Raw genomic sequence first — 11,724 nt, 5'->3', positions numbered from 1 at the left:
GATAACAGGAGCATCAGTATGACATTTGATGGCGATCGCGCTCAGGTTGATCCGGCACAGCTAGATGAAGAGGTTCTGATTTTTCCGACTTCTTCTGCCCAGCAACGCTTGTGGTTTTTAGATCAGTTATTGCCCAATAGCTCACTCTACAATTTGGCGGCTGTGGTACGTCTGCAAGGAGCCTTAGACATTGCCACCTTAACAGCCAGCTTCCAAGCAATTGTGCAGCGCCATGAAAGCCTGCGAACTACATTCGAGATTGTGGATGGAGACCCTATGCAGGTGATCTCTCCTGTCAGCAACTGGCAACTATCCCGGATTGATTTGCAGCATTTAGAGACCACCGAGCAAGATACTGAAATTCAGCGCTTAGCCACGGAGGACGCTCAACATCCTTTCAACCTCAGTCGTGGCCCCCTGATGCGAACCACGCTGTTGCAACTCTCTGCTACCGAGAACTTGTTGCTGCTGAGCATGCACCACATCATTTCGGATCAGTGGTCGTTTAATGTGTTGTTTCAAGAGTTATCGACCTTTTATGCTACTTTATCACAAGGTCAAACTCCTGTACTACCAGAGCTACCCATTCAGTATGGTGACTTCGCTCAGTGGCAGCAAGATTGGCTCCAAGGCGAGGTGAAAGCCACGCTCCTCAATTACTGGACCCAGCAACTGAGCGGTGACCTGCCCAGCTTACAACTCCCAACCGATCGCCCCCGTCCAGCGGTGCAAAGCTTTCGGGGAGACACTTATACCTTTACGATCAGCGATCGCCTGACCACAGACCTCAAAACCTTAACGCAGCGAGAAGGAGCAACGTTGTTCATGACGTTGTTAGCGACCTTCAAAACCTTGCTGCATCGGTACAGTGGACAGGAAGACATTATTGTCGGTTCTCCCATTGCCAATCGCGATCGCGTTGAAATTGAAGGACTGATTGGCTTCTTTGTCAATACCTTAGTTCTCCGCACCGATTTCTCTGGCAACCCCAGTTTTCGTACCTTGCTCAAACGAGTCCAGCAAGTCACCTTAGGTGCCTATGAGCATCAGGAATTGCCGTTTGAGCAGTTGGTGGAAGCCCTGCATCCAGAGCGCAACTTGAGCCAGAATCCCTTGTTTCAAGTGATGTTTGTGCTGCAAAATGCCACGGTCCCAACCATCGACTCTGAATTACTGTTGAGTGCGTTGGATATCCCCAGTCACACTGCCAAGTTTGATCTCACGTTTGCGGTAGAAGAAACAGCCGACGGCTTGAGTATCGCGATCGAGTACAGTAGCGACTTGTTTGATGCCGCAACGATCGCACGGATGGCAGGTCATTACCAGACTTTACTGGCGGGAATTGTTGCCCAGCCTGAGCAACCGCTCTCTCAGTTACCTTTATTGACTGAGACAGAACAACAACAGTTCTCTGCGTGGAACCAGCATGACCAGCAGTATCCTGCACAGGTTTGCTTACATCAGTGGTTCGAGCAGCAAGTCGCGCGATCGCCTGATGCCATTGCAGTCAGCTTTGAGCACCAGCACCTCACGTACCAAGACCTGAATCAACGGGCGAATCAACTGGGGCATTATCTCCAAAAATTAGGAGTCCAACCCGAAACGTTGGTGGGGATCTGTGTCGATCGCTCCCTAGACATGATCATAGGTATCCTCGGCATTCTTAAAGCAGGAGGAGCCTATGTGCCACTTGATCCCACCTATCCCGCAGCGCGGTTGGCTTTCATCCTAGAAGACGCTCAAGTATCAGTCTTACTGACTCAAACATCCTTGCTGTCCAGAATTTCCGCCCCCAAAGCTTACACTATATGCTTGGATCAGGAGCCAGCGATCGCCCAGGCAAGTCAAGATAATCCTACCAGTGGAGCCACACCGGACAATTTGGCTTACATCATTTACACCTCCGGTTCTACAGGCAAACCAAAAGGGGTGTTGATTAACCATGCCAATGTGGCGCGTCTTTTCCAGGCTACGCAAGCTTGGTTTCACTTCACCGAACGAGATGTCTGGACGTTCTTTCACTCCTACGCCTTCGATTTCTCGGTATGGGAACTCTGGGGGGCGTTGCTCTATGGCGGTCGAGTCGTTGTTGTTCCCTATCACATCAGTCGCTCACCCGATACCTTTTACGATCTCCTTTGCACAGAGCAAGTAACAGTGCTCAACCAAACGCCCTCAGCCTTCCGCCAACTGATGCGAGTAGAAGCATCGCTGGATGTGCTCAAGCCATTGGCCTTGCGACTGGTGATCTTTGGAGGAGAAGCCCTAGAAATACAAAGCTTGAAACCCTGGTTCGATCGCCACGGCGATCAGCAACCACAGCTCGTCAATATGTACGGCATCACAGAAACAACTGTACATGTGACTTATCGGCCCTTAGCGATCGCTGACTTGACGGGAGCCTCTGGCAGTGTCATCGGTCAGCCGATCCCTGATTTGCAGCTCTACATCCTCGATCAGCAACAACAACCCGTGCCAATCGGTGTACCTGGAGAAATGTACATTGGTGGCGCAGGTTTAGCCAGAGGCTACCTCAACCGTCCTGATTTGACTCATGAACGGTTCATTGCTCACCCCTTTAGTTCTAACTCTGCCGCCCGCCTGTATAAATCAGGTGACTTAGCTCGCCGCTTAGCTAATGGAGACATTGAATATCTGGGACGCATCGATCACCAAGTCAAAATTCGAGGTTTTCGGATTGAGTTAGGTGAAATTGAGTCTGCTTTGAGCCAACATCCCGACATTCGGGAAGCCGTGGTACTGGTCCGCGAAGATATCCCTGGCAACCAGCGCCTCGTCGCCTATCTCGCAACCGATTTACTACCCGATCGCGTGCCAGTGCAGAGTCAATGCTTAGTCGAATTGCCTGACTTTTGCCTACTGGAGGTGACTACTGTAGACCTCTCCCTGGACGGAGTTTGCCTAGCGGGCATTCCCATCACCGCAGTCATCGGTCAACGCATTCATTTGAGGTTGCAGTTGCCTCACCTGGCGGAGCAGTGGTTAGACGGGGCGATCGCTTGGCAGCAAGCTAATCAGATTGGGGTTGAATTTGATTTGACACCCGCTCAGCAAACCCTGATGCGCCAAACTCTAGAGTCACTTCTAGAAACGCAAGGATTCCTCAAGACGCTGCAGCGCACAATCACCCAAAATCTGCGGGCTTTTCTCCAGCACAAACTGCCTGACTACATGGTGCCCGATCGCTTCCTATTATTGCCCAGCCTACCTTTAACCGCCAATGGCAAAGTTGATCGCCGCGCTTTACCTGCCCCCGATCAAAGCCGTTTAGCAACCAAGGATGCGATCGCTCTGCCCCGCACCGCCACGGAGGAGAAACTGCTAGCGCTCTGGAGTAAAACGCTGGATATTGCCGAACTCAGCATCTATGACAACTTCTTTGAGCTAGGGGGTAACTCACTCCTAGCCGCTCAGTTAGTGCTAGCAGCGCGGGAAAGGTTGCAAGTCAAACTTCCAGTCCGATGCCTGTTTGAGCAACCTACGATCGCAGGGCTGGCGGCAGCAATTGAAGCGCTACGTCATGCAGATCTGTCTCACGTAACGGCTGCGGTAGATTTACCAGCAGAGGCGGTTCTCCCACCTGAAATCTCTCCCCCGACTCCAGTCACCTCCGCTGCTGAGTTACGCCATGTGCTGCTGACGGGAGCCACGGGGTTTCTGGGAGCCTTCCTTCTACATGAATTATTGCAGCAGACTCAAGCGAATGTTTACTGCTTAGTCCGAGCCTCGGAACCACAGCAGGGATTGCAACGCATCCAGCAAGCTCTGGAGAAGTATGAGTTGTGGAGTCCCAACTTGAGCCATCGGATTATCCCTGTTTTAGGTGATTTAGCTCAACCGTTGCTCGGTCTTGCCCCAGAAACCTTTGCTCAACTGGCTCACCAAATTGAAGCGATTTACCACAATGGCGCAGATGTAAATTTCTTGAAGCCTTACTCTCAGCTCAAGGCCGCCAACGTTTTAGGCACTCAAGCTATTTTGCAACTAGCTTGCCAGAGTAGAACTAAATTCGTCCATTATGTTTCTACCGTGGCGATTTTCGGAGCGCGTTCTGATGTCGCTGCCACAGTCATTGCAGAAGATACCAACATTGATGGTTACGAGGCTAGTCTCAGCCTAGGTTATGCCCAGAGCAAATGGGTGGCTGAAAAGTTAATCTGGATTGCGAAGTCGAGGGGATTACCTGTCACGGTCTTTCGGGCAGGGGCGATCGCGGGATCGAGCCAAACGGGGATCACCAACACCCAAGACTTTGAATCGAGCTTCACTAAGGGCTGCATCCAGATGGGCTACTTTCCTGATCTAGGCAATGAGCAGCAAGCCTTTGTCCCTGTCGATTTTGCCAGTCAAGCGATCGTGCATCTCTCCCAACAACCAGAGGCGATCGGTCAAGCCTTTCACCTGGTTAATCCTCAGCCCATTTCTAGCGTAGAATTCTTCGAGTTGCTCTACTCCAAGGGCTACCCGCTGACTAAACTACCTTACGAGCAATGGCGAGAGCACCTAATGCAGTCTCTGGCAACCACTCCAGACAGTGCTTCAGACAATGCCCTAGCTCCCTTCATCACCTTATATCAAGAAGAGGTTGATCAAGAGCCATCTAACCCATCTGAGTCTGATCTCCGGGCATCGGGGTTTGATTGTCATCATGTCTTGCATGGGTTAAGAAACAGCGCGATCGCTTGCCCCTCAGTGAACCAGTTAGTTGATATCTATCTGTCTTACTTCAGCCGTAGTGGTTTCCTCGCGTCTCCCCAATTTCACTAGAGAGCACCAATTGTAGGAGATCATTGCAGGGGCACCTCTTGTAAGTGCCCCCTTTTTTGTGCGAGGAGCAGAAGACTATCTCTACCTTTGGTAATGAGTGGGAATTTCAATGATAAACTCTGAGCCTTCTCCGAGTTGAGAGAGGCATTTAAGATGGCCCTTATGCTTTTCAACTACGATTTGATAGCTGATTGACAGCCCTAAACCTGTCCCGGAGCCCACTGGTTTTGTGGTAAAGAAGGGGTCAAAAAGTTTTTGGCGGACTTCCTCTGTCATCCCCATACCGTTGTCCGCAATCCGAATTCTAACCCAATCACGATTAACCATCTCTGTACAAATGCGAATGAGCCCTGAGTTTAGTAGCTTGCCTTCTGGGGTGAATAGTAGTTTGCAGCTAGACTGCCGAGCGCTGCATTCCTCTAAAGCATCGATCGCATTGCTGAGGATGTTCATCAATACTTGATTGATCTGACCCGCATAGCATTCTACGAGTGGTAAATCTCCATACTTCTTAAAAATCTCGATCGCAAAGCCTGTTTCTTTCTTTTGCAGTCGATGTTGCAAGATCAACAAAGTACTCTCAATGCCTTCATGCATGTCAACTGGCTTCATATCAGCCTCATCTAGCCGAGAGAAATTTCTCAGCGACAACACAATCTGCCGAATTCGTTCTGCGCCAACTCGCATCGATTTCAGCAATTTAGGTAGATCCTCACTTAAGAAGTCCAATTCGATCTCGTCAATTTTGGTCTCAATATCAGGAGATGGACTAGGATATTCTTGCTGATAGAGATGCACGAGTTCTAACAAGTCTCGAGTATACTCGTTGGCATGATTGAGATTGCCATGAATAAAATTCACCGGATTATTAATCTCGTGAGCCACACCCGCCACCAGCTGACCCAAGCTTGACATTTTCTCAGTTTGAATCAGTTGGGTCTGAGCTTGCCTCAATTCATGTAGCGTTCCTTCCAGCTGAGTATTGTTTTCCTTGAGTTGTAGAGTTCGTTCTTCAACCTTTTTCTCTAGCGTATGGCTATAGTCTTCCAGTTGCATATTGGCCTGTTTTAAGTTCTGGGTCGCTGTTTCCAAATCGCTATATAGCAAAGCATTCTCTAAAGAGATGGCGACTTGAGATGACAGAAGACTTAAAATCTCTAAGCGATCGGCAGTAAATGCCCCTGCGGTTAAGTTGTTTTCTAAGTACAGCAAGCCAATCAATCTACCCTTGTTGAGGATAGGTGTACAAAGAATAGACTTTGGCCGAGTTTTAATAATGTAAGGATCTCTAGTAAAAGTTCCTTCCTGGGTGGCATCGCTCAGAACTAAATTTTCCAAAGTTCTAGCAACATAGTTGACGATAGAAATAGGAAGTTGCTGACTAGACGTGATAGGAATGGATTGCCAAAAAATAACCTCGTCTTGTTCTACATTGCTCGTTGCTTCCACCACAAACTGTCCTGCTTTCTCCAAGATCAAACAGCTTGTTTGCGCCCCTGCATTCTCCATCACAATCCGCAAAAGCTTTTGTAGCAGCTGATCGAGAACCAGTTCACTCGCGATCGCCTGGGATGATTTAGTAATTGCGGTCACATCCAAAGCACTCACACTACCTGTAATCAGGCTAGAGGATGTCTTTGTGTGGCTCAATCCTGATGAGGTAGAGTGGGTTGGGTTCAGAATCAGTCCAGAATACTTTTCTTCTAAAATTTTGACTTTAGCGGTTGCTCCCCAGCAGATATAACCATGATATGCCTCCAACAAGTAGTGCTGAGCTAGCTTCGCTCGATTGCGAGAGAGATAAAACTTAGCCGCTAATTCATTGGCGATCGCTTCTTCCTGGACATACCCTTGCTCTCTGGCACCTGCGATCGCACGATCGTAGAGTTCTGTGGCCTCAAAATATCGCTCGGAGACACGAGCCATTTCTGCTTCTATGAGTTGGTGTTTATGACTATAGTTTTCAGGTGCATAGTGCGCCCATTCCTGCATCCGTTCCTGGTTGACTCGGACTTGCTCTAACAGTTCGCTCTGCTCCTCCACTTCCTCATCAGCATAAAGAGCTAACAAGCTCAGAGAATAGTAGAAGTTAAGTTGAGCTACCTGTAAGAACCCAACCATACTGCCCTCATGCTTTGCAGCTAATGTGGCATGTAACACTGCTTGCTCGTAATCACCCAACAAATAGAAGAGAATAGCTTTAGCTAAGTAAACACAGAACAGTAAAGTAAAGTTCTTAGAGGCAACCAAAGCAGGTAGCATCTCAACTTCATTAAAACTTGTGCCTACCAAACAGTTTGGGTCTTCGGCCTCACCCATTAAGTTGAGCACTAGTTGGCTGTTAATCCGTAAGAAGTAAGTTTGGTATTCCTGCTTCAGACCTTGTACTAGAGCAATATATTTAGTTTGCTGTTCACGAACGACTGCTAAAGGCTCTCCGATAAAAATCTGATAAGTACAGTAAGAGACAGCGTTATAGCAACCATACTCCAAATCACCTGTTTCTAAAGCGCTTTGAACTCCCTCCCGTAAAGGCTCAATGGTATTGCGAACAGGTTCTTGCCAATGTCTGACAAAAACATTAAACATATTGGAAACTTTGCCTTTCAGTTCTTTAGCATTGAAGCGCTCTAAAATTCTGACGCCGAGCTGGCCATAGCGATAGCCAGGGTTAATGTTGCCGCGACCGCCACACAAAATCAGCCCATAAAAGGCATAGGCATAGGCAGCAGGGGGAGAATTACCATACTGAATGCAAATATTGACCATTGTGAAAGCGATCGAGGGTAGTAAAGCAGGATTTGCATACAAAGCCGCTGGCGTCAGCAGCATAAGGATTCGCAAAGCCGCTAGCTTCTGAGGGTTAGTCAATTCAGGTAGATCAAGCAATGTTTCTATGTCTACCTGTTTCGGAGGCTCTTCACTTAGGGGTTCACCCAACATTGCTAAAACTTCTAAAGAGCTAGCGATCGCAGGCTGCAACTGATTTTGAGCAATATAAAACTGAATTTTTACTTCATAGACCTTGGCTTTCTGCAATAGGTCTTGGGCATGATTGAGAAAAACTTTGGCAAGTTCTTCCGCTGTTTCAAAGTGAGTATTTAGATAGGCCACTTCAATGGCTTCTATATACAGATCGGCGGTCAAGTTGTAACAGCAATCCCAACTATTGCTAGGCAGGAGTGCCAAGCCTGTATCGAGATATTTCAGTGAAGTTTCGTAAGCTGCTGCCGCTTTTGCTTTTCGGCCTGCCAGTAAATTTAATTGGGCTAGCTCATCTTTTTCATTTTGATGGAGTATTAAGCTAGCTCCAATATTAAGCTGGTTAACAATATCAAAGATGTTTTCTTCTTGCTCTGCTGCTTCAATATCCTTTAGTAGCGATCGCCCTATCTTTAAATGAGTTTCTTTCTTGTGGTCTTCAGGAATTAGTAAATAAGCTGCTTGCTGAACTCGGTCATGTAAAAAACGATAGCTAACAACAATCTCCTGACTGCTAGCTTGCTCAAATCCCTCCAGTTCGTTCATCAAAACTAGCTTGTAGGCTTCACTTAAAGGTAAAACTAACCCTACTTGTAAAGCTTCCCATAACTCCGTAGCGGTGGAAAACAAAGATTTTTCGTTAACAATCGCTAAAAGGCTTAGATCAAAAGTGTTACCAATACAAGCTGCTAGCTTCAGTACGTTCTGCGTTGATTCAGAAAGTTGTTGAAGCTTCTTAACCATTAAATCAACTACATTATCTGTGGTTTCTACATCTTGGATTTTTTCTATTTTCCACTGCCAGAGGCCAACTTCAGTGTTGTAATAGACTAATTCTTCCTGATAGAGCGTGGTCAGGAGCTGAGTTAAGAAGAAAGGATTGCCATCTGTTTTCTTTGACAACAACTGAGCGAGTGAATCAGCTTTCATCAAGCTGCAACGGAATGTATCAGCAACTAGTTTTCTGATGTCATCACCAGATAAGGGTGATAAAGTAATTGTTTCTATAGCAGCTTTGTTTTTTTGAATCTCCTCTAAGGTTGCGATCAGGGGATGTAGTAGATTAACTTCATTATCTCGATAAGCCCCAATCAGTAACAAACACTGCTGACCAGCAGCCGTCATCAGCAACTGGATTAATTTCAAAGAGGCTGAATCTGCCCATTGTAGATCATCTAGAAATAAAACTAGGGAATGTTCTTTTTGCGCAAAAACTCTAATAAATTCTTGAAAGACTAAATTAAATCGATTTTGGGACTCTGAGGCACTGAGATGTGGCAGAGCAGGTTGCTTGCCAATAATTAATTCAACTTCAGGAATAACATCAATAATGACTTGACCATTGGAACCAAGTTCATTCAGTAATTTCTCACGCCAGGCCATAACTTGACTCTCGCTCTCCGTTAGGAGTTGACGCACTAGCTCTTGAAAAGCTTGAACAAGAGAAAAGTAAGGAATATTACGCTTAAACTGGTCAAACTTACCAGCGATAAAATATCCCTTTTGACGGACAACAGGCCGATGAATTTCATTCACTAAAACTGATTTACCAACCCCAGAATAACCCGCCACTAACACCATCTCTGTAATGCCTTGACTAACTCGTTCAAAGGCATTCATCAAAGTTTTAGTTTCTAATTCTCGGCCATACAACTTTTGTGGAATCTGGAACTGAGCAGAGACATCCTGCTGGCCTGGAGTGAAGCTCTCAATCTTGCCCTTGCCTTCTGGCTGATTTAGGCAAACCTCTAAGTCAGCTTTAATACCATAGGCACTTTGGTATCTGTCTTCAGCAGTTTTTGCCAATAGCTTCATCACGATCGCAGAGACAGATTCAGGAATCTCTGGATTGAGCTGGTGAGGAGAAATTGGATTTTTGGCAATATGGCAATGTACCAATTCAATGGGGTCCGTGGCTACAAAAGGCAACTGACCCGTTAACATTTCATAAAATGTAACCCCTAAAGAATAAAAGTCTGTACGGTAGTCTATGACTCGGTTCATGCGCCCAGTCTGCTCTGGCGACATGTAAGCTAGTGTGCCTTCTAGCAGATTTGGATTACTGATTGTTTGATTTTCTCTAGAGAGGCATGATGCAATTGAAAAGTCAGCAATTTTGACTTGATTCGTTTCAAAGTTAATAATAATATTTTGAGGTTTAATATCTTTATGTATAATATTATTCCGATGGATTTCCCCTAAAACACTAGTTAGTTGAATTCCGATTTTTAATAGTTGCTTTAAGTCATATGCTTCAGAATCCAAGAAAGCTGACAACGACTCCCCACCGAAGTCTTCTAGTATCAATGCCAAGCTTAAATCATGCTTTTCTAATCTATAGGGTTTGACAACTCCTTCAATTTCAAGCTTTTTAGCGATCTCGTATTCATGCTGAAGTCTGTATAGTTCTTTTGGAGTCGGGTAGTCAGACTTTAGAGTTTTGATAATAACTGAGGCTTGCTTTGTTTCATCTTTTCCTCTATAAACAACCGTACTAGTGCTTTCATAAATTTTATAAGTAGATTTATAGCCCAAGATGTTAATCATATTGATCATCAAACAGTATTCGATTCATGATTCGGCAAAACTGCAAAAATCAACCCAAATCTTCCTCGTGGGAGGAATACCGTTTGAGCTTCTACAGTTCCTATAGCTATTATTCTGTTGAGTGTCTTAGGAAACTTCGAGGAAAATACGCAACTTAAGCCGGGAGCATGTCAGCTTTGCGATGAGTAATAATGCTTAGGTTAACTGCATGACTGGTCAATCCAGACGGTATCAGTGAGGATGAGAGAGTCTACTCTCGTCCAAAGTCATGACTCCTGAACAAGAACAAGCGCTCAAAGCTCACCTCCAAGCTATTGCACAAATCCTGTATAACGAAAGTGATCCAGCTGCGATGAAAACACTAGAAGGAATTGAGATGACAGTGTGGCAGCAGATTCAGGCTCATGTTAGCCCAGAAATAGGGAGTTTTTTATCCAGACGGTTACAGGAACGCAAGCAGGTAAACCCAGAAGACTCAAAAGCACCTTGGGAGAGCTAAACCTTACCTCAAAGCAAGCAAAGAAATTGTCCGTACTGCCCTATCGCCAGTTGAGTCCTCACTTCGGTAGTGGTCTGCTGAAGAATGAGAGATCAAATAAAGGCAGCGTTGAGGATGCATCCATGAACTGCCCAACTTGCCAAAGCCAAAAGGTGGTGAAAAATGGGACAACCAAGCGCCAAGATGACAGTGTTGTCCAGAAGTATCTGTGCAAGGCTTGCAACCGACAATTCAACGAGCGAAGCGGCACTCCGATGTCGAGGCTCCGAACATCGTCTGTGATTGTGAGTGCAGCTTTGAATGTGCGCACAGAAGGATTGGGCATTCGTGCCACTGGACGCTCACTTGGCAAGTCACACTCAACCATCATGCGCTGGGAGCAAAGGCTGGCTCAGCAAGCTACTGCATGGTCACCCCCTGCGCCCGTCGGAGCAGATGTGACGCTCGAAGGGGATGAAGTATATACTCGTGTTGGCGAGAACCTTCCCCCCCGAAATGAGTCAAGGGTGGACAATTCATTTCATTGAACGAGAGAGTCGCTATTGGGTTGCAGCCCAGGCAGGCAAAAAGCAGACTCCACTGTTTGAGCAAGGCACTCAAAGCGCTTGGGATTGGGCAAAACCAGCCCAGTTCATCCGTTGGTTTACAGATGGTGAACGCCGCTATGGCAAGGTTTTGTGGAAACTTGCCAGTGTTTACCTCAAATCAGGAGAAGTCCATCGGGCGTACCATCACCGTAAGGTCTGGCGGCAAGGGTTAGAAGTCGCCATGAAAATCAAGGGGTCTCAGGGAAAAAGGGGGGTGGAGTGGTTTTACCTGGAGCATCCGTTTACGGCTATCAGCGCTGTCTTTAGCTTTCATGTAGAGTTGAAGTTGTTGAAATTTAATTGGACCCGGCACTAGGCGTT

5 protein-coding genes are annotated in these 11,724 nt (G+C 46.5%); 4 read left to right on the top strand and 1 reads right to left on the bottom strand.

All coding sequences use genetic code 11. The features are described from left to right. The first annotated feature begins 18 nt into the window (after window positions 1-18). Entirely contained in the window at window positions 19-4,788 is a 4,770-nt protein-coding gene (locus tag KME12_20100) for an amino acid adenylation domain-containing protein (protein MBW4490089.1), read from the top strand. An 81-nt stretch (window positions 4,789-4,869) separates the two neighbouring features. On the opposite strand, the gene KME12_20095 is transcribed toward KME12_20100, so the two are convergent. After that, entirely contained in the window at window positions 4,870-10,317 is a 5,448-nt protein-coding gene (locus KME12_20095; protein MBW4490088.1) for an AAA family ATPase, read from the bottom strand. Window positions 10,318-10,585: 268 nt separating this feature from the next. On the opposite strand from KME12_20095, the gene KME12_20090 reads away from it, so the two are divergent. The 3 genes from KME12_20090 to KME12_20080 all read left to right on the top strand — a co-directional run bounded on the left by KME12_20090 (window position 10,586) and on the right by KME12_20080 (window position 11,719). Beyond that, on the top strand, window positions 10,586-10,816 hold the full coding sequence (locus tag KME12_20090) for a hypothetical protein (GenBank protein MBW4490087.1): 231 nt from the start codon (window positions 10,586-10,588) through the stop codon (window positions 10,814-10,816). A 122-nt stretch (window positions 10,817-10,938) separates the two neighbouring features. After that, on the top strand, window positions 10,939-11,343 hold the full coding sequence (locus tag KME12_20085) for a hypothetical protein (GenBank protein MBW4490086.1): 405 nt from the start codon (window positions 10,939-10,941) through the stop codon (window positions 11,341-11,343). Further along, window positions 11,312-11,719 (top strand): hypothetical protein, encoded by a 408-nt coding sequence (locus tag KME12_20080; protein MBW4490085.1) that lies wholly within the window; start codon window positions 11,312-11,314, stop codon window positions 11,717-11,719. The genes KME12_20085 and KME12_20080 overlap by 32 nt, the downstream gene beginning before the upstream one ends. The last annotated feature ends 5 nt before the right edge of the window (window positions 11,720-11,724 follow it).

The organism is Trichocoleus desertorum ATA4-8-CV12, from assembly GCA_019358975.1.
Classification (GTDB): domain Bacteria; phylum Cyanobacteriota; class Cyanobacteriia; order FACHB-46; family FACHB-46; genus Trichocoleus; species Trichocoleus desertorum_A.
Note: the sequence above shows the minus strand (reverse complement) of the source record. Positions and strands in the feature narration are given on the sequence as shown.